This window comes from Planktomarina temperata RCA23 (assembly GCF_000738435.1).
In the GTDB taxonomy this organism is placed as follows: domain Bacteria; phylum Pseudomonadota; class Alphaproteobacteria; order Rhodobacterales; family Rhodobacteraceae; genus Planktomarina; species Planktomarina temperata.
Map to the genome: position 1 here is coordinate 1,388,225 of NZ_CP003984.1, position 18,669 is coordinate 1,406,893.

The 18,669-nt window shown below is 51.8% G+C and carries 19 protein-coding genes; 10 read left to right on the forward strand and 9 right to left on the reverse strand.

The genetic code is table 11. From position 1 onward, the window contains the following. Positions 1-18: 18 nt before the first annotated feature. Complete coding sequence (locus RCA23_RS06550; RefSeq protein ID WP_044049633.1) at positions 19-600, reverse strand: histidine phosphotransferase family protein; 582 nt, start codon at positions 598-600, stop codon at positions 19-21. Positions 601-625: 25 nt separating this feature from the next. Between RCA23_RS06550 and RCA23_RS16245 the strand changes: the two genes are divergently transcribed. From RCA23_RS16245 to olsA, 3 genes are all read left to right on the forward strand, one after another. Further along, complete coding sequence (locus RCA23_RS16245) at positions 626-802, forward strand: DUF3553 domain-containing protein (RefSeq protein ID WP_081870921.1); 177 nt, start codon at positions 626-628, stop codon at positions 800-802. A 72-nt stretch (positions 803-874) separates the two neighbouring features. Beyond that, positions 875-1,648, forward strand: coding sequence for a GNAT family N-acetyltransferase (locus tag RCA23_RS06555; RefSeq protein WP_044049634.1), 774 nt, complete (start codon positions 875-877; stop codon positions 1,646-1,648). A 17-nt stretch (positions 1,649-1,665) separates the two neighbouring features. Continuing rightward, on the forward strand, positions 1,666-2,484 hold the full coding sequence (gene olsA, locus RCA23_RS06560; RefSeq protein WP_044049635.1) for a lyso-ornithine lipid O-acyltransferase: 819 nt from the start codon (positions 1,666-1,668) through the stop codon (positions 2,482-2,484). Between the two features lie 45 nt (positions 2,485-2,529). Here olsA and RCA23_RS06565 read toward each other — a convergent pair whose 3' ends face one another. Next, a complete protein-coding gene (locus RCA23_RS06565; RefSeq protein WP_044051358.1) occupies positions 2,530-3,153 on the reverse strand; it encodes a thiamine phosphate synthase in 624 nt (207 codons plus the stop codon). A 102-nt stretch (positions 3,154-3,255) separates the two neighbouring features. Here RCA23_RS06565 and RCA23_RS06570 point away from each other — a divergent pair, with 102 nt between their 5' ends. The 3 genes from RCA23_RS06570 to RCA23_RS06580 are packed head-to-tail and all read left to right on the forward strand — an operon-like array spanning position 3,256 to position 6,670. Then, positions 3,256-4,002 carry an RNA methyltransferase gene (locus tag RCA23_RS06570; protein WP_044049636.1) on the forward strand — a complete coding sequence of 249 codons (747 nt, stop codon included), beginning with the start codon at positions 3,256-3,258 and terminating at the stop codon, positions 4,000-4,002. Between the two features lie 47 nt (positions 4,003-4,049). Further along, positions 4,050-5,192, forward strand: a complete 1,143-nt coding sequence (locus RCA23_RS06575; protein WP_044049637.1) for a COX15/CtaA family protein — start codon at positions 4,050-4,052, stop codon at positions 5,190-5,192. Beyond that, positions 5,189-6,670, forward strand: coding sequence for a carboxypeptidase M32 (locus tag RCA23_RS06580; RefSeq protein ID WP_044049638.1), 1,482 nt, complete (start codon positions 5,189-5,191; stop codon positions 6,668-6,670). The genes RCA23_RS06575 and RCA23_RS06580 overlap by 4 nt, the downstream gene beginning before the upstream one ends. Positions 6,671-7,119: 449 nt before the next feature. Here the strand turns inward: RCA23_RS06580 and gyrA are convergent, their stop codons facing one another. The 5 genes from gyrA to RCA23_RS06605 all read right to left on the reverse strand — a co-directional run bounded on the left by gyrA (position 7,120) and on the right by RCA23_RS06605 (position 13,487). Next, entirely contained in the window at positions 7,120-9,870 is a 2,751-nt protein-coding gene (gene gyrA, locus RCA23_RS06585) for a DNA gyrase subunit A (RefSeq protein WP_052377077.1), read from the reverse strand. Positions 9,871-10,318: 448 nt separating this feature from the next. Next, entirely contained in the window at positions 10,319-10,804 is a 486-nt protein-coding gene (locus RCA23_RS06590; protein WP_052377078.1) for a disulfide bond formation protein B, read from the reverse strand. Next, positions 10,801-11,379, reverse strand: coding sequence for a YqaA family protein (locus RCA23_RS06595; RefSeq protein ID WP_044051360.1), 579 nt, complete (start codon positions 11,377-11,379; stop codon positions 10,801-10,803). The genes RCA23_RS06590 and RCA23_RS06595 overlap by 4 nt, the downstream gene beginning before the upstream one ends. 235 nt (positions 11,380-11,614) lie before the next feature. Next, positions 11,615-12,214: a hypothetical protein gene (locus RCA23_RS06600; RefSeq protein ID WP_052377079.1), complete on the reverse strand. Its 600-nt coding sequence runs from the start codon at positions 12,212-12,214 to the stop codon at positions 11,615-11,617. Between the two features lie 898 nt (positions 12,215-13,112). After that, the gene (locus RCA23_RS06605) at positions 13,113-13,487 is read right to left on the reverse strand and encodes a nuclear transport factor 2 family protein (protein WP_044049640.1); all 375 of its coding nucleotides are present in this window, start codon (positions 13,485-13,487) and stop codon (positions 13,113-13,115) included. 452 nt (positions 13,488-13,939) lie between these two features. Here RCA23_RS06605 and RCA23_RS06610 point away from each other — a divergent pair, with 452 nt between their 5' ends. Both RCA23_RS06610 and RCA23_RS06615 read left to right on the forward strand, forming a co-directional pair. Then, positions 13,940-14,230 carry a DUF1330 domain-containing protein gene (locus RCA23_RS06610; RefSeq protein WP_044049641.1) on the forward strand — a complete coding sequence of 97 codons (291 nt, stop codon included), beginning with the start codon at positions 13,940-13,942 and terminating at the stop codon, positions 14,228-14,230. 428 nt (positions 14,231-14,658) lie between these two features. Further along, positions 14,659-14,964 (forward strand): DUF3303 domain-containing protein, encoded by a 306-nt coding sequence (locus RCA23_RS06615; protein WP_044049642.1) that lies wholly within the window; start codon positions 14,659-14,661, stop codon positions 14,962-14,964. Between the two features lie 306 nt (positions 14,965-15,270). Here the strand turns inward: RCA23_RS06615 and RCA23_RS06620 are convergent, their stop codons facing one another. Continuing rightward, positions 15,271-15,762 (reverse strand): hypothetical protein, encoded by a 492-nt coding sequence (locus tag RCA23_RS06620; RefSeq protein ID WP_044049643.1) that lies wholly within the window; start codon positions 15,760-15,762, stop codon positions 15,271-15,273. A 435-nt stretch (positions 15,763-16,197) separates the two neighbouring features. Between RCA23_RS06620 and RCA23_RS06630 the strand changes: the two genes are divergently transcribed. Together RCA23_RS06630 and RCA23_RS16470 are read left to right on the forward strand one after the other, a co-directional pair. Continuing rightward, positions 16,198-17,277, forward strand: a complete 1,080-nt coding sequence (locus RCA23_RS06630; protein ID WP_044048845.1) for an IS481 family transposase — start codon at positions 16,198-16,200, stop codon at positions 17,275-17,277. 623 nt (positions 17,278-17,900) lie between these two features. After that, positions 17,901-18,041: a hypothetical protein gene (locus tag RCA23_RS16470; RefSeq protein ID WP_169701360.1), complete on the forward strand. Its 141-nt coding sequence runs from the start codon at positions 17,901-17,903 to the stop codon at positions 18,039-18,041. Positions 18,042-18,063: 22 nt separating this feature from the next. Here RCA23_RS16470 and RCA23_RS06635 read toward each other — a convergent pair whose 3' ends face one another. After that, a complete protein-coding gene (locus tag RCA23_RS06635) occupies positions 18,064-18,618 on the reverse strand; it encodes a recombinase family protein (protein ID WP_044049644.1) in 555 nt (184 codons plus the stop codon). Between the last annotated feature and the right edge of the window lie 51 nt (positions 18,619-18,669).

Genomic DNA, 18,669 nt, shown 5'->3' on the forward strand with positions numbered 1-18,669 from the left:
GCGGCAGCGAAGACGCCGTCAAAAACTGACAGTCATTTCTGTTGCGCTGTGATGGAGTTGCAGCGGCAAATCAAGTGCCTGTAAGATTGCAAATTGCACATGTTTGGGGGGGATGTCGGGCGCGATCTGCTTATGCGTGAGGGTGGACCATAGCGCTTCATCAAAAGTGACCTTGGGACCGATGGCATGGATGATCCGACGCCCCTCTGCAATTTTAACCACCACTTTGGCCCCCTGCGGCATGGCGACTTGGATAGATTGCAATATTAAAAGACAGGTTTTCACATCCGTCTTCCGTAATTGCTTGGGGATAAAATCGACGTGAATACGGCCGGTGACGTTCCAAGATGTTTGCACGGCTGAAATCTCGGCGGCATTTAAAATTTCATCCGCATTAAATTGACCAAACGCGATGCGGAAGAGTTTGAGCTTTGCGACGGCGGCGTTGACGCTGGCTTTGACCAATTCTCCCTCCTGGCCGAGGGTTTTGCCTGTCAACTCCACAAGCTCAACGCCATTGCCAATGGCACCAATAGGACTGGCCAAATCATGGCACATGCGGGCAGCGACAAGGGCTGTTATATTGGGTTTTTCTGTCATATGATGGCTTCGAAAAAGAGGGTCCATGGAAAATTTAAATTCATTTTTAGAGCCCGGTCAGCGCGTGCAACACCCCAATCAGCTCGATTGGGGCATAGGTCAGGTGCAGTCCAACATCAACAATCACATCACTGTGAATTTTCCAGAAGCTGGAAAGGTTGTCATTGATGGGTCTCGTATTGTTTTAATCTTAGTACACTAATTAATATAACATGTTGAGACATAATGCTAAAATAATCATCATTGTCAAGCGGTCCCAAGCGGGTGCGCCGCGATGCTGATGCCTTCGGAATTCGAAGTGCGGCTGGCCAAGGACGCGGAGGATCTTTGGGCGGTGCAGCGTTTGCGCTATGATGTTTTTGTGCGGGAGTTGGGCGCCAGCGGGCCGGCGGTCAATCATGATCTCGAGATTGAAGCCGATGCTTTTGATGCCCACTCAGAGCATTTGATGGTGCTGGACCGGGCCCGCGGCGCGGATTTGGCCGAGCAGCTTGTAGGCGTTTACCGCATGATGACCCAAGCTGGCGCAGGGGCCGCAGGTGGGTTTTACACCGCATCAGAATTCGATCTTGCGCCGCTGATGCAAACCGGCCGGCCCATGATGGAGCTTGGCCGGTCTTGTCTGCGCCAGCCCTACCGGGGAGGGGCGGCGATGTTTTATCTGTGGCAAGCTTTGGCCCAGCATGTGACGGACCAGGGGGCGGAAATCCTCTTTGGCACAGCCAGTTTTGCCGGTACTGATTTCTGTGCGCTCACCGCGCCACTGTCCTTGCTCGGCCGGGAGCATCTGGCGCAGGCTGCATTGCGCCCGAAAGCGATTGGCGCGGGCGCCGTGCCGCTGGGCGCTTCTGGGGATTTTGAAATTGATCGTCTGGCGGCGCTGCGCGCAATGCCAGCTTTGATTAAGGCTTATCTGCGCTTGGGAGGCTGTGTCGGTGAGGGCGCCTATGTGGATGCGGCGTTCAATACGGTGGATGTCTGCATGGTGCTGGATGTGCCGGCGATGAACCCGCGGCAAAAAACGATCTACCTGAAAGGGTCAGGATGACGAAGTCCCCAACTTGGATGTCTGAAACCGAACCCGATCCCGTGCCGATTTCTGCGGCGGGTTGGATGCGGGTGGCTTGGCGCGGCCTATTGATGGGCGGTTACACATTTGGCGGTTTGGCCGTTTTGTTGCTGGTGCGCTTGGTGGAAAAGCCAGTCTATGGCATGGCCCGGCCCTGGACCCCAAAGATCACGCAATCGGTCTGCCGTTTTGCATTTTGGGTTCTGGGCATGCGCCTTGAGGTGATCGGCACGCCGATGCGGGGCAGCGCGGTTGCAGTTGCCAATCACACAAGTTGGCTGGATATTTTCGCGCTGAACGCCTTTGATGATATTTATTTTGTGGCCAAGTCAGAGGTGGCAAATTGGCCGATGATTGGCTGGTTGGCGCGGGCGACAGGTACGCAATTTATCACCCGTGACCGCAAGCAAGCGCAGCTTCATTTGCAGCTGTTGCAACATCGATTGCGCCATGATCATCGGTTGCTGTTTTTTCCAGAGGGAACTTCGACAGACGGGCGGCGGGTGTTGCCGTTTAAACCGACGCTGTTTCAGTCCTTTTTGACGCCAGATGTGCCGGATGATTTGAGCATCCAGGCCATTACTTTGGCCTTCCATGCCCCTGAAGGCGAGGATCCGCGGTTCTATGGATGGTGGGGGGACAGTGACTTGGCGCGCCATTTGCTGCAGTCTTTGGCCTATAAGCGGCATGGCTCCGTGCAGGTGATCTACCATGAACCCGTTGCGGCCATCGATTTTGCCGATCGCAAATCCTTGGCGCGGCACTTACAGGCGCAGGTCGCCGCAGCCCTGCCTTGGGCAGATGCGACCTCTTAAGGGCAAAGCGTCAATCTGGTCTCGGCTGGTAGATTGCAGGGCGGCCTAGCTGTTTCGGGCAGCGGCGAGCATGTGAAGCTGTGCCAAAGGATCGTCCTGGGTCCAAATTTCAGCGCCAATGGCAAAGAAATCTACCTTATCGGAGAGGCTGCGGATTAAATCCACCGTCAGGCCACCCTCTGCGACCACAGGCACCTCAATCATTTCACTCCACCAAGTCAACAACTCTGGATCCACCTGCGCCCCATCACCCAGAGCGGAGGCCGCCACCGGGCCAAAGCTGACATAATCGGCGCCAGCTTCCCCTGCGGTCAGCCCATCATGGCGGGAGGTGTTGCAATAAGCGCCAAGGATTGCGTCTTCGCCGAGATCCTTGCGCAATTGCCTTAGATTGCGCCCGCCGTCCATCAGATGCACCCCGTCCAACCCCAAACGGTCCACCAACAACGCATGGCGTTCAATCACCAGCATGATGTCCCGCGCATGGGCGACATCGCGCAGAGCATCTGCGGTGCGCGCTATGTGATCTTCGTCACTGCTGGCCAGGCCCAAACGCAGGCAGGCGACCTCGACCGAATCTAAGACACGCGCCAGCTGATCGGGGTAGTGCTCCAGGTCAATCACACTGGGGGTGACGAGGTAGATCTGCGGCAAATCTTCAGTGCTCATCGCATTGGCTCCAAATTGCATGGGTGTTGCTACGGGCTATAGCGTGACAAATTGGCTTTGACCACCGCTTGTCGCGCGCCTCTGTGAACGCTAAGAGACCCTATGACACGTCATTCTCTGCAACAACCCGCAATCATCCTCATTCGCCCGCAAATGGGTGAAAACATTGGCGCTGCCGCTCGGGCTATGTGGAATTTTGGGCTCGATCATATGCGCATCGTGGACCCGCGTGACGGCTGGCCAAGCCAAAAGGCCGTGGCGATGGCCAGTGGAGCCGGGCGTTTGCTCGATGAGGCGCGATTGTTTGACACAACCGCCGAGGCATTGGCCGATACCACCTTCGTGATGGCCACAACCGCGCGGCCGCGTGATTTGACCAAACCTGTGTACAGTCCTGAATTTGCGATGGCGGAAGCGGCCCGGCGGATTGGGACGGGACAGAAGGTGGCGGTGATGTTTGGCCCTGAGCGCGCGGGTCTTGAAAATGATGACATCATCCGCGCCAATGCGATTATCTCGGTCCCCGTGAACCCTGACTTCCCGTCGCTCAATCTGGCGCAATGTGTATTGCTCCTCAGCTATGAGTGGCAAAGGCAGCTGGGCGAGGTGGGGCAACCTGCGGCTCAGGTGACAAAATCAGAATGGGCCAGCGGGCTTGAAGTCGAGAAATTGGCCGAACATTTTGAGCAACGACTTGATACAGCAGGTTTTTTCTTTCCAGAAACCAAGGCTGCCAGTATGAAAGTTCATCTGCGCAACCTGTGGTCGCGTATGCCGCTGACCAAAGCCGATGTGCAAATGCTGCATGGCACCATGCGCCAAATGGCCCGTTGGAAAGAGCGTGGTTGAACGCGGATTTTTCAGCCCTAACTTGAGATGAAACGAAAGGCTTAAACATGGCGAATAAGCGAAATATCTTTGAAGAGGTTGGCAGCGATACAAAGATCACAAGCGCCAGTGCGGGTGCCATCGCGCGCGCCGGGAGTGGAGATCGGCATTGGGTGCGCCTTTGGTTGTGGAGCTTGGTCGGTTTGATCATTGTGATGATCACCGTGGGCGGATTAACACGCCTGACGGACAGTGGCCTGTCGATCACCGAATGGGACCCGGTTATGGGTGCCATCCCGCCTTTGAGCGCCGCTGCCTGGCAGGCCGCCTTTGCCGCCTATCAAACCACCGCTGAATTTGCTGTGCAAAATGCTGCTATGAGCTTGGCGGAATTCAAAGTTATCTTTTGGTGGGAATGGGGCCACCGGCAGCTTGGGCGTTTCATTGGTCTGACCTGGGCACTTGGGTTCGCGCTGTTGTTTTTCACGGGCAAATTGCCCAAGGCCCGGCGCCTGTCTCTCTTTGCCATTGGACCTTTTATCGGCCTGCAAGGGTTCATCGGCTGGCTGATGGTTCATTCGGGTCTGGATGGTGTGCGGCTTGATGTGGCCTCCTATTGGCTTATGGCGCATCTCGGGGCGGCTTTTGCGCTTTTGGGATATATTTACTGGAGTTTGCAGATATTTTCCCGCTCTGAGGCGGAGTTGCTGCAGGCACGCCGCGCGCGGGAGCGCAAGCTGTTTGGCATGTCCACCGGCTTGATGCATTTCGTGGCGCTGCAAGTGCTGCTGGGCGCCTTGGTTGCTGGGATTGATGCTGGGCGCAATTACACCGATTGGCCACTGATGGCTGGTGGGTTTTTACCTCCCGATATGTTCAGCCTGTCGCCTTGGTGGCGGAATTTCTTTGAGGACGATGGCTTGGTGCAGTTTATTCATCGGATGAGCGCCTATCTCTTATTTGCCTTCGCCATTGTGGTGGCTTTGCGGGCCAAGGCCTCTGCCCATAAGGTGACCCGCGCCGCCTTTGGCACTGTGGGGCTTGTTTTGACGGTTCAGATGATCTTAGGTATCGTAACGGTGATGCATTCATCTCCTTGGAATCTGGCTATTTTGCACCAGTTTACCGCAGTGCTTCTGTGGCTTGCGGTGCTTCGAGGGCGATTTTTGGCCGGCTATCCGATTGCCACTTCTGTTCGGGGGACCTCATGACGGCTTTAACGGAACTTCTACATTTTGATCGCCAAACACAGGCATTGGGTCAGGTTTCAGGTCGTTTGGGATGGGATCAAGAAACGATGATGCCCAGCGGGTCATCTGCGCAACGCGGCGAAGAGATGGCCGCGCTCGAAGGGGTGCTGCATGCGCGCAGGTCAGATCCGCGCGTAGGCGATTGGTTGGCGGCTTGTGACGGGCAAGCCTTTGACCGGGTGACCCAGGCGCAGCTGCGTGAGATTAAAACCGCTTATGAGCGCGCGGTGAAAGTGCCGGGCGATTTGGCAGAGGCCATCGCCAGCACAACCTCAATGGCGCAGGGCAAATGGGCAGCGGCACGCGCGGAGGATGATTTTGCAGCTTTCGCTCCTGTTTTGCAGGAGGTTTTGGCGCTCAAACGCGAAGAAGGGCAGGCGCTGGCGGCCGGCGGGGACGTCTATGATGCCATGTTGGCCGATTATGAGCCGGGCACGACAGCCTCTGAGCTCGACCAGATGTTTGGGGCACTGCGCCCCGGATTGGTGGCTCTGCGTGGTGAGATATTAGAAAAACCCCCGGCGAAATCACTGCAAGGGTTTTTTGATGAGACTGTGCAATTGCAGATCGCCAGTGAATTGGCGCAGTGTTTTGGCTATGATTTGAACTGTGGGCGGATTGATAAGGCGGTGCATCCCTTCTCCTCCGGATCAGGGCAGGATGTTCGGATCACCACGCGCACGGACCCCAGCGATCCGTTCAATTGCTTTTATTCCACCATTCATGAGGTGGGGCATGGCTGTTACGAGCAAAATGTTGATCCAGAGTATACGCTGACGGCCATAGGGCAGGGTGCCTCCATGGGCGTTCATGAAAGCCAGTCGCGGATCTATGAAAACCAATTGGGCCGCAGCCGCGCCTTTACCGAGTTTCTCTTTGCAAAAATGCGCGCGGGCTTTGGTGATTTTGGCATTGAAAGCGCGGATGAATTTTACAAAGCGGTAAATTCGGTGCGCAATGGTTTCATCCGCACTGAGGCCGATGAGGTGCAATATAATTTGCATGTGTTGCTGCGCTTTGATCTGGAGCGCGCGATGATTGCGGGCGATTTGCAAGTGCAAGATTTGCAGAGCGCTTGGAATGATCGCTTTGCGGCTGATTTTGGATATGAGGTGCCGCGTGCCTCGCAGGGGTGTTTGCAAGATGTCCATTGGTCTGTGGGGTTGTTTGGATATTTCCCAACCTATTCGCTTGGCAATGTCTACGCAGGCTGCCTTTTTGAGCGGATGACGGCGCTTAATCCTGATTTGGACGATCAGCTTCGGGTTGGAGATTTGAGTAAGGCGACGGCCTGGCTGAAGGAGAGCTTGCAGCGTCATGGAGCGTTGAACTTGCCGCGTGAGACCATCACGCAGGCCTGTGGCGCGGTGCCGAGTGAAGCGCCTTTACTGGCCTATCTGCAGGATAAATTTTCAGATCTTTACGACCTTAGCTTGTAATGCGGCAAATTAAAAAGCACGGTCCCTCACCCAAGAGACCGTGCTTTATGCAATGCTAAGGCAGATCAAACATGATGCCGCCGTTGCATCCCCTCACTCGTATTATGCTTGGAGAAGCCTCCAAACACCACAATCGCCGCAGCTGCACATAACTTTATAATTTATAATCAATCAGCTACGTCGAAGGGCCGAATTGAAGCACTTTGGTGCCACAATGAACTCGTTACTTGCGACTTGGTGCTAAACACTCATTAGATCCGAGGCGCGCGACATTTATTAACTTTACGTTAACGCAATCGGAAGAAGAGTGCGAGTCCGAGTAGGGCTATGCGGGTGGTTTTGCCGTATAGGTATATATACACCTATGTATATAAAAAAGTTTTTATATATGAGTTTCGTAAAATGCCGATGTGACCGCGCAGAATTGCCTGCACGGTCACATATGTCGTTTAAGAGGCGGCCTCGGAAGTGCTTTCCTCGGGCGTATCTTCGCCGTCGCCTTGATCTGGGATATAGGCGACGCTGACCACTTGCTCATCGCGGCTTGTATTGAACACCCGCACACCGCCAGCATTGCGGGAGCGGAAGGAAATGCCGTCAATGGGGCAGCGGATTGATTGACCTGTGCTTGTCACCAGCATGATTTGATCGACAAGCTCTACCGGGAAGCTGGCGACCACTGGACCGCCGCGCATCGCCTTATCCATCGCGGCCACGCCCATCCCGCCGCGCCCGCGCACCGGGTAATCATGGCTGGACGACAGCTTGCCAGAGCCGCCACGGGTAATGGTCAGGATCAGATTTTCAACCGCCGCCATTTCCTCATAGCGTTCTTGCGAGAAGTTCGGATCGGCTGGAACATCGTCCTCACCGGCCTCCTCATCTGTCACGCCCGCCAGAGCGCGGCGCATCTTCAGATAGGCGGCGCGCTCTTCGGGTGTGGCTTCAAAATGGCGAATAACGGACATGGAGACGACCATATCGTCGCCAGTGAGACGAATACCGCGCACACCGGTTGAGGCGCGAGAGTTCATCACCCGCAGATCGGTCGAGGCAAAGCGAATGGCTCGGCCACTGTTGGTGGTGAGCATAACATCATCATCTTCGCTGCAGATCCGCGCGTTGACCAACTCCACCCCTTCGGGCAGTTTCATGGCGATCTTGCCATTTGAGCGCACATTGGTGAAGTCAGACAGGCGGTTGCGGCGTACATCGCCTTGTGTGGTTGCAAAGACGATTTGCAAATCGCCCCATTCGGCTTCATCACGGTCAACGGGCATGATCGCAGCCACAGAGACGCCGGTCGGAATAGGCAAGATATTGACAATCGCCTTGCCCTTGGCCGTGCGCCCTCCGAGCGGCAGCCGCCAGGTCTTCATCTTATAGGCCATACCATCGGTTGTGAAAAACAACAGCTGGGTATGGGTATTGGCCACAAAGAGTGTGGTGACCACATCTTCATCTTTGGTCGACATACCCTGAAGCCCCTTGCCGCCGCGCTTTTGCGCCCGGAAATCGGCCAAGGCCGTGCGTTTGATATAGCCGCCGGCGGTGACTGTGACGACCATTTCCTCGCGCTCAATCAAATCTTCGTCCATCATATCACCGGACCATTCAATGATCTCGGTGCGGCGCGGAACGGCGAAATTGTCTTTAACCTCGCGCAGCTCATCGGAAATGATCCCCATGATCCGCTCGCGAGAAGACAGAATTTCAAGATACTCTTTGATCTTCGCGGCCAGAACAGCCAGCTCGTCGGTGACCTCTTTGACGCCGATTTGTGTCAACCGCTGCAAACGCAGCTCCAAAATAGCCCGCGCCTGCGTCTCTGACAGATTGTAGGTGCCATCGTCGTTCATCGTATGGGTTGGATCATCAATCAGGCGGATATAATCGGAAATTTCCGCCGCCGGCCAGCGCCGCTCCATTAATTTCAGACGTGCCTCTGCGGCATCGCTTGAGGCGCGGATGGTGGCAACAATTTCATCCACATTGCTCACCGCCACCGCAAGCCCGCAAAGCACATGGCTCCTCTCGCGCGCCTTGCGCAGCTCAAAGGCCATCCGGCGTGCCACGACTTCCTCGCGGAAATCGATAAAGCAGGTTAAAAAGCGCCGCAGTGTGAGCTGTTCGGGCCGCCCGCCATTCAGGGCCAGCATATTACAGCCAAAGGAGGTCTGCATCGGCGTGTAGCGGAACAATTGGTTCAACACCACTTCCGCCGTGGCATCGCGTTTCAGCTCAACCACCACACGCACGCCATTACGATCTGATTCATCTTGCACATGGGCCACGCCTTCAATGCGTTTATCACGCACTTCGGCTGCAATTTTCTCGATCATTGCCGCTTTGTTGACCTGATAGGGGATCTCTTCAATGATGATGGCCCAACGATCTTTGCGCAGCTCTTCAAAGCGGGTTTTGGCCCGGTTGATCACGCTGCCGCGACCTTCGAGATAGGCCTTGCGGGCGCCTGAGCGGCCCAGCATCACGCCGCCTGTGGGAAAATCCGGCCCGGGGATATAGTCGATCAGCTGCTCTGAGGTCAGATCCGGATCTTCAATCAAGGCCAATGTCGCATCAACCACTTCGCCCAGGTTGTGGGGGGGGATATTGGTGGCCATGCCCACGGCAATCCCGCCAGCGCCGTTGACCAGCATATTGGGATAGCGGGCCGGCAGAACTGTGGGCTCCGTATCTTTGCCATCATAATTGAGCTGAAAATCAACTGTATCTTTGTCGATATCGGCCAAGAGCGCTTGCGCCGATTTTTCCATACGCACTTCTGTGTAGCGATAGGCCGCAGCCTTGTCGCCATCCATGGAGCCAAAATTGCCTTGCCCGTCCAACAGCACCAAGGACATTGAGAAGTCCTGCGCCATGCGCACCAAAGCATCATAGATTGCGCCGTCCCCATGGGGGTGGTATTTCCCCATCGCTTCCGCGACCGGCCGCGAGGATTTTCGGTAGGGCTTGTCATGGGTGTTATTGGTTTCATGCATCGCATAGAGAATCCGGCGGTGCACGGGCTTGAGACCATCGCGCAGATCCGGGATTGCACGGCTGACAATCACGCTCATGGCATAGTCAAGATAGGAGGTTTTCATCTCCTGCGTAATGCTGATCGCCGGGCCGTCATAGGCGGAGGATGTGGGAGCTGGTGTTTCGCTGCTCTCGGGGGGGAGTGTTTCATCTGTCATTTTGGCCGCCTGTCTGGGATATTCCCATATTTAGTTGTCTGATACATTACTGTCCAAACATATGCGATGCAAACGCTTAGAGCCCCTGCGGCTGGATGAATAAGACATTGCGGTGAAAATTATGGGAAAAGATCTCTGCATAACCCAGCCGTCAAGCCAAAACATTTTGCCCGGTGGCAACACCGGGCTGCGCCTGCCTGCCCCCCGGCAGGCGCATTCACCGTCTCAATATACTGATATACATGGTCATTGCTCAAATTTTGCAGTGATTTCACCACCGGACATATGCGCCCGCCCAGGCCGGCGCTGCCCTCATTTCGTGTTGAGATGGCGTTATGCAGAGGTCTTGAGAACTCAGAGGATTTGCGCGTAAATTCGGCTGAAAAACCTCTGAAAATGGTGCTGTGCCCGGCGGTTTGGGGAATCGGCTGGGGCGGGTATCGCTGCGCTATCGGCCCCGCAGGGCCAGGATCCAGAGTGCGCAGAGCAGAGCCGAAAGAACCGCATTCCAAGCGGGCATGGACAGGCCGGCAAAGGCCCAGGAAACCTCGTCGCACATGACAAGTTTTTCGAAGGTATCTGTTGCTAAAAGATCCTGCCCCGACAGCCCGCTCAACTCGGCTCCGGCACCGGTACAGGAACTGGGGCCATCCCACCATTTTTGCTCGACCCCGGCGTGGAAAGCGCCGATGCCGGCGGTCGTCAGTGCGGCCAGCGCACCAAGCCCGGCCAGAAGGCGGCTGGGCCAAAACCAAATCAGCGCGCCGATCGCGATGGCCAGCATATGGGGGTATCTTTGCCAAAAACACATCTGGCACGGCGCGTAGCCGAGTGCCTGAAACAGGTAAGCCCCTGCCAGGAGCATGCCCGACCCTGCCGCTGCAAAAAGCGCCAATTGGCGAGATGAGTGTGACAACAGAGTATTCTTTTTCATAGATATCTGACCGCAAAAAATCCTGCACCCAATATGAGTACAAAAGCGGTAAAGACCAAGCCCAAATGTCTTTCTATAAAGCGGCGGATAGGTGGGCCGAAGTAATACAGCAGAAGGGCGACCGCAAAAAACCGCAAGGCTCGCGCGACCAAGGCGCTGAGCACAAAGGGAACCAAGGCCATTCCGGTCCAACCCGACATGATCGTGATCACTTTGAACGGGAAGGGCGTGACCCCGGCAATCAGCACGGCCCAGGTCCCATAGGCGTTGAATTTATCATTAAAGGCGGCCATGCTGCTCTCCTTGCCCAATGAGGCTAAGATGGGCTGGCCGATGCTTTCAAAGGCGAAAGCCCCGATGGCATAGCCAAAAAGCCCGCCCGCAACTGAGGCCACAACCGCCACCAAAGCAATGCGAAACGCCTGGCTCCGCGCCGCCAGGATCATCGGGATGAGCATGATATCCGGCGGGATCGGAAAGAAAGAGCTTTCTATGAAGGCGACAATGGCCAAAGCCCAAAGCGCCCGCGGATGCTCAGCCAACGACAAGGTCCAAGTATAAAGGCGGTGTATCATGTGACCCCAAAGATTATTTCCCGGTTTTTGCCATGGATGGGCCGGGATGGGTAGGGGCTTTTCACGCCCCCGCGGCACAGGCGCCTTTACGCCGACGGGCCAAGCACCGCTCTCGGATTCTGGCGCAACAGCGGCCGCGCAAGAAACGGTTTGCGCTGCATTAACACGGGCTCCACAACAAGACCGACCATCAGAATCGGCAAGAGGGGCAGGTGATAAGAGCAGTTTCGCCGGGTCATTGAGACATCCGCTCATGCACCGCGGCCATGCCTCTTTCGGACATATCGCTCACTTCGGCGGCATGGGTTTGCAACAGTTTTACAACCTCGGGATTGCTGGAGGTTTGGATGACGGTCACGCCGGTGTCGGTGACTTCGATCTCGGTTTCAATATCCTCATGCACGTCAAAAAGCGCATCTAGAGTAGGGGACTGGATGATCACCTCTGGGTTTTTGCCCTCCGCCAATCGGGTCACCATCATGGACACATGCGAGACAATCGCCGCCCGCACCTCAGGGTTTTCGGAGGCGGTAAAGGTTGAGATACCATCTGGGAGATTGGTGACTCGGCGCTCAATTTCCATGTGCTGTTGGAAAATTTTTCTCAGATCGGCGACTTCAGTTTCGGTGGTGTCTTTGCCCTGCAGGCCGGGCATGGTCATCTCATCATGCATATGCCCCTGCATCATACCTTGGGAGGCCCCGCCAGACTTCCCATGGTGCATTTCATGCATGGTGGCATAGGAATTGGAGTGGGCGCTATGTTTGAGGTAGATAAACACTGCTCCACCGCCCAAAACGAAGGCCAGCGCTCCGATGATTAAGGTTTTTCGCATTCCAAACTCTCCTCAAAATTCGCCCCCAACTGCCAGCAAATAGTACTCTTTGCAAACCAAAACGGTCGCCTGCATTCTGCCCGGCGCCTTTGAGCGGCCATTGAGCTTGTTCGGCAAACCCCGTCAGGCGAGGTTTTGCGGCAATTATTCCCTCAGAGCTGAAATATCTGGCTTTACCTTTGACGGAAACTTGACTACCTCAAGCTTCAAGATTCGTGCAGCTTACGGAAGTCTACTTACCATAGCCCTTTGGCACGAAACTGGCTTAAGGTCGTTGTAAAACCTGTTCTGGTGCAAAAAGCCGCATGTACGGGGGGGGCGCAGCCCACAGCAACCGATGGGCCCAAGTGGCGGAATGGTAGACGCAGGAGATTCAAAAGACCCTAAATTACAAAAATATATTATTTAAAATTAAATATATAAAAAAATAGAATCAGTTTTAGTAGACGTATGGTAGACGTATTTGGAAAAGATTTATTCTCTAATCTGATCCAACCTCAGCACCATCCATCGCCATGTCAGAATTACCCGTGTAAACGATCTGATACGTGTTGTTACCCTTCACGCCACAGTTATGGCATCTGGCTCTCTGGCTTACCTCATGGGCTGTGGTATCGCCTCCGACGACAGCAATGAGGTTTGATACCTCTAGCATCGTATGATGCTTACAGAGGCCACAAGTGATGCTGAGTTGGTGCTGTGGGATGGTTGAGAGCTTGGTCACTCATTTTTTCGGTAGAACAGTACATAACTTGGCGGATAGACATAATTTTCAACACACGCCTGGATAGGAATGCGTCACATACAATGCTACTACTATGGTGTGTATGGGACCGTCTTATTTTGGTTAATCGGCACTGCTAATGATATCTATCACCCGCTTACGGCACCAACCAATTTAAATTTTACAATGCTCAGCCCAGTAAGCACTGTCCCAATAAAGGTCAAAGCTAACCTCTAATCCGTTTTCTACCACAAAACTGTGTACCCCTTTTCCACTTAGACCGCCATCTGCGGTGAAGGTGCAAAATACGCAGACGTTTGTATCATCAGAAACAACTTTGTCGACGCTAAGATTAAAACCAGGCCATGCATCATTTAGCCTTGCAAGCATATTAGTCAGCAAATCTTGAAAACCGACATATTCTCCTCCCAGTGCATGGCTCCCATGGAAGGTAGTTTTACATTCTGGATGGTATATCTTGCCTAATGCTTCCATGTCGCCAGAACCAAACGCAGCGTAGCCGCCCATTACAATTTCTTCTGCTGTCATAATTATTCTCCACCATTGTTTAAGCCTGAAGGTATTACAATTCATGCTATCACGAACCAGCGCATTGTTAAGAGCGGATTTCACTGAACTGAGCACCACTATTCATTGCTGACCTACAAACCTTCTTAAGTACCGTGTTAAAATGATTTATTAATAAATTCAGTTCTCTCCATAAGCATGAACCTTAAACTGCCAAATCACAAACCCAACCGCAAACTAAATCGTTACCTTGGATTCCCACCTGCAAAACGGGCCAACCCAATTCGTTTGGTTGTGAGTCTAGGGGGTCCCTAGAGATTTATGGAGAGGTTTACACAAAGCCTTCAACAAACAATCCGCAGTCAGATCACACCTAAGATAGTATCTATGAGCGTTGTGCTGTTGATCCAGAAATGTTTAGCTGAAAAGGTATTTTGTGTTAGGATTTAGCTGAAACTAGGGAGATTATAAATATGCCAAAAGGATACTTAGTGGCCAACATTAGGGTCACTGATGCTGAGAAATTCCAAGCATTTGCAGGAATGGCAGCACCAGCTATCAAAAAATATGGTGGTAAAGTTCTAGCTAGAGGCCCTTTGGCTGATAGGCACGAAGGTAAACTCACTGGTACAGTTATGATGATTGAGTTTGAAAGTAAGCAAGCTGCCGAAACATTCTATTTTAGTGACGAATATCAAGCTGCAAAAGCTGTGCGTGAAACATGTTCAGATACCGACCTGATGATTATCGAGGGCGCTGAGTAGTTCAGTTTTTATCCCTTTCCTCTTTCTGAACAGCCGATCTATTATGAATCTAAGGGTTCCCTTGAGGCTCACACAGAGGCCCGTACAGGGTGTTTATCCACTGCATCCTCCTGTGGCGAACCAAAGGCTATCACGCTTGTACGGAGCCAATACGCGCGCTGAGGGGGTTGTCATTGTAAGCTCTTATTTATCAAACGATCTGATACGTGTTGTTACCCTTCACGCCGCAGTTATGGCATCTGGCTCTCTGACGTACCTCGTGGGCTGTGGTGCAGAAGGCCGACTACTTCTATATTTAGACTAGTAATAAGCATACAGATCAAATTAGATCCAAGAGGTAGCCAATATAAAAGTAAGGGAGTGATTGCTAGCTTACCCTAGCTCAACCTCCGCATAAAACTTAAACAACTTTATCAATGGAGAGTAATATGATTTTTATGTGTACTTATCAGATCGATCGGGACAAACAGGCGGATACTCAGGCCTTTTTTGCGAACATGACCGAAGAGCAAATTGCAGGAGAACATCCCGATGGGGTCACGCAAATTGGTCGATGGCATGATGTTCCAAATGGTAATGGCTGGATAGTTGTGGAAGCCAATGATCAAGAAGCGTTAACTACTTGGATTATGGGTTGGTCAGGGCAATGCACTTTTCCAACAGTGACTCCAGTTGTGGAAGACGACACAGCTCGGAAGTTAGTAAAGGCTATGCTTGCTTCTCAACAAGGCTAACTAACTGCCAATAAGTTAAAAAGAACCTTGTGCAGCGCTCGTCTGCTCAGGGTTGTTGATTCAATTCCTAATAATCTACCCTACCATCGGAATGAACCGTATAAGCTATCTGATACGTGTTGTTACCCTTCACGCCGCAGTTATGGCATTTGGCTCTCTGACGTACCTCGTGGGCTGAGGTATCGCCTCCAACGACAGCTATCAGGTTTGCTACCTCTAGCATCGTATGGTGCTTACAAAGGCCGCAGGTGATGCTTAGTTGGTGCTGTGGGATGGTGCTGAGTTTGGTCATTGAGAAGCTCGTTCTTAATCAACCTCAAGCCTATTTTTATAAGACAACCCCATCCAAGCGATAGCAATAATTATTATCGGTCGAGAGACTATAAACGCCGAAAAATATGGGCGGTCAGCAAAACTAACTAGGCCTGAAAAGATAACTGCATTATCAACTGTAGTATTTGAAAGGTAAACTATTGCTATTAATGAAATGATCCGAAATCCAATATTGAAATAGGCCCCCATATTTATAAAAACTAAAGACCAAAACATTATTTGAGCCCGTCCGTCGAAGACAATGAAGAACTCCTCGGTCATTAAGCCATTATCAACCGCTTGTAGCAAATTGTACCTTAAGAAATAATAAATTATAATAAATCCCAAGACATAAAAATTAATAAATACGATGAGAAACTTAAATGTCCTGCTTTGATTTATTGAAGCAACTGTAACATCCCTGCTTTCAACAAAAGCTTCTAGAATAGCGCCAATTTCTATATCGTTTAACTTTTTATCTGCCATGCCGCTAACGCACTTTCGACCTAGTAAAAGTGAGTTCAAAGCTCATCCATAACAAGCTAGCCAAGAAAATTGGGCGAATTGTTTGTATGAACACAACAATACCCCGTTCAGGATATTCTATAATTCTGTACAGAACTAAATAATCGTCGATGTAGATAGCGACAGCCCAAGCAGTTAATGCGATTGTAACATACTTGGTATATTTTAGAGAGCTAAATAGCAGGATTGGATAGACCACCGAACTAACAACAGCGAGTGACAACCTCACATACGTAAGTTTTACAGCAGCCATAACTTGTTCTGAACTGTCGGCACTGAATGTATTTTCGGGGAGAGTTACGATTGAATAGACTGCAAGTATCACAAAGACATAAACTGTAAAGAACGAGATTTAATCTGACAATTTTGTATATTTGAACAAAAGGAGTCAGAGAGATGACGAACATCGAAAGTAAACTAATCAAGCCCAAGCTTGGCGTTTTGGAATTGGCAAAGCAGCTTGGCAGCGTCAGCGCGGCTTGCAAAACCATGGGCTATTCGCGTGACAGTTTTTACCGCTTCAAGAAGCTTTATGAGAACGGTGGCGAAGAAGCCTTGCGCGAGATCAGCCGTAAGAAGCCGATCATCCGCAACCGTGTACCGGAACATGTCGAACGCGCGGTGATTGAGCTTGCGATTGAAAATCCTGCCTTGGGCCAGCTGCGTGTCGCCCAAGAATTGTTGCAGCGGGGCATCGTGGTCTCCAGTGGTGGGGTGCGGTCGATTTGGTTGCGCAACGAGCTGGAAACCATGAAAAAACGCCTGAAAGCCTTGGAAACGCGGTCCGCGCAAGAAGGGTTTGTTCTGACCGAAGCGCAGATTGTGGCGCTGGAAAAAGCCAAGTCACAACGTGAAGCGGCTGGTGAGATTGAGACCTACCATCCCGGCTATCTTGGCAGCCAGGATACCTATTTTGTCGGCACAATGAAGGGGGTTGGACGGATTTACCAACAAACCTTCGTCGATACATATAGCCGCGTGGCAATGGCAAAACTGTACATTGAGAAAACGGCGATCACTGCCGCCGATATGTTGAATGACCAAGTCGTACCCTTCTTTGACGAACAAGAGGTGCCCCTGCTGCGCATCTTAACAGATCGGGGCACGGAATATTGCGGCACCGTTGAGCGTCACAGCTATCAACTGTATCTGGCCATGGAAGATATTGATCACAGCAAGACAAAAGCCAACCATCCCCAAACAAACGGGATCTGTGAACGCTTTCATCGCACCATGAAAAATGAGTTCTATGACATAGCGTTCCGCAAGAAAATCTACGGATCGCTGGAAGAGCTGCAAACAGACGTTGATCATTGGTTGGCAAAATACAACGAACAGCGACCCCATTCGGGAAAACATTGCTACGGAAAAACGCCCATGCAAACATTCCGTGAAGCTCGACATTTGGTAGGCGAAAAGACTATCCCTATCACAAACCAATCTGACAGCATGTACGAAATGACACACGCTGGATGATAACAATGTCAGATTAAATAATGTCTTTTACACATAAACAAATGCCAATGATACCCAAAATAATTTACTCAATTCCAGATTACTTATCATTACCTACATTGGCCCTGTAAACTAGCACGATGCGTGTACCTATGGTATTATCATTCAATTTACAAACTAAATATGGTAAAAAAATTTATTTTTTGAACACGATAACGCTAAAGAGTAAATCCATCCGCAAACTAAATCTTTACCTAGGATTCCTGTCCACAAAACGGGCCGACCCAATTCGTTTGGTTGTGAATCTAAGGGTTCCCCACAGCCTCACGGAGAGCCTCGTACAAGCACGATAGCGTTGGTTTATGAAGTTGTGTCCGTCAATCCACTTGGTTGCTCCAACGTGCTTTCATGCGCTGTACGGTTGTCGCTTGCCATACCGTAGAACGTCCAGAAGGCGTCTGTACCTCGCGTTCAGTCAGGAACCTAGCTAGAGCCTTGGGTGGTGCGTCTGGTGACATACTGCAGTACTTGGCTGACAAACTCAGCTACCTGCTAACATCGCGCCTTATCCTGTCGTTATTCTGAGTATGACAGATCATGAGCGCATAATTATCACATCAGTCTGGAACGACATGGGCCTTCGCATGAAGCTAGAGGATGATCCTTACAGCTTAACCCAAGATGAGCTTATGGCCTTGCAGAATAATGATCGTCTCAACGACAAACTTAAGCGTTTATTGAAAGATGCTTTGATCCAGAAGGCGTTGGTTCAAGCTCGTAATTAGCAAGCTCAGGTATCCAATCTCATTACCCATTCAAGCATCTATAGTAAGACGCCTTGCTAATCCCAAGCTGCTCCTGAACCTGCACACGCTGCGCACCAGCTTCAACCAATGCTTTGACCTTGTCTGCTTGTCGCATAGCTGTTGGAACTCGCCCTTTGTACTTCCCCTCAGCTTTCGCCCTCTTGATGCCCTCTACCTGACGCTCTTTCATCATCTCACGTTCAAACTGTGCGACAGATACCATCATATTAAGGATCAGCTTGCCTGTGGCTGTCGTAGTATCAACAGTTTCACTGCCTAGGGACAAAATAACTAGTCCAGCACCCTTGGCTTCTATCTGATGTAGTAGCTCACCCATGTGCATCACATTACGAGCCAGACGATCAAGTTTAGTGACGACCAGCTTGTCACCCTTTCGGAGCATATCAATAGCTCTGTCGAGTTCACCCCTTGAGGCCACGGCTGATACCTGCTCTTTGAATGTACGTTTACAACCGTAAGTCTCTAATTCGACTAACTGTGCATCAAACCCTGCTTGTTGGTCTGTGGTACTCGTTCTGGCATATCCGATAAGCATCTTGCACTCCTGTGGACTCATACGATTCTATATACCTAGTGAGACTACCAC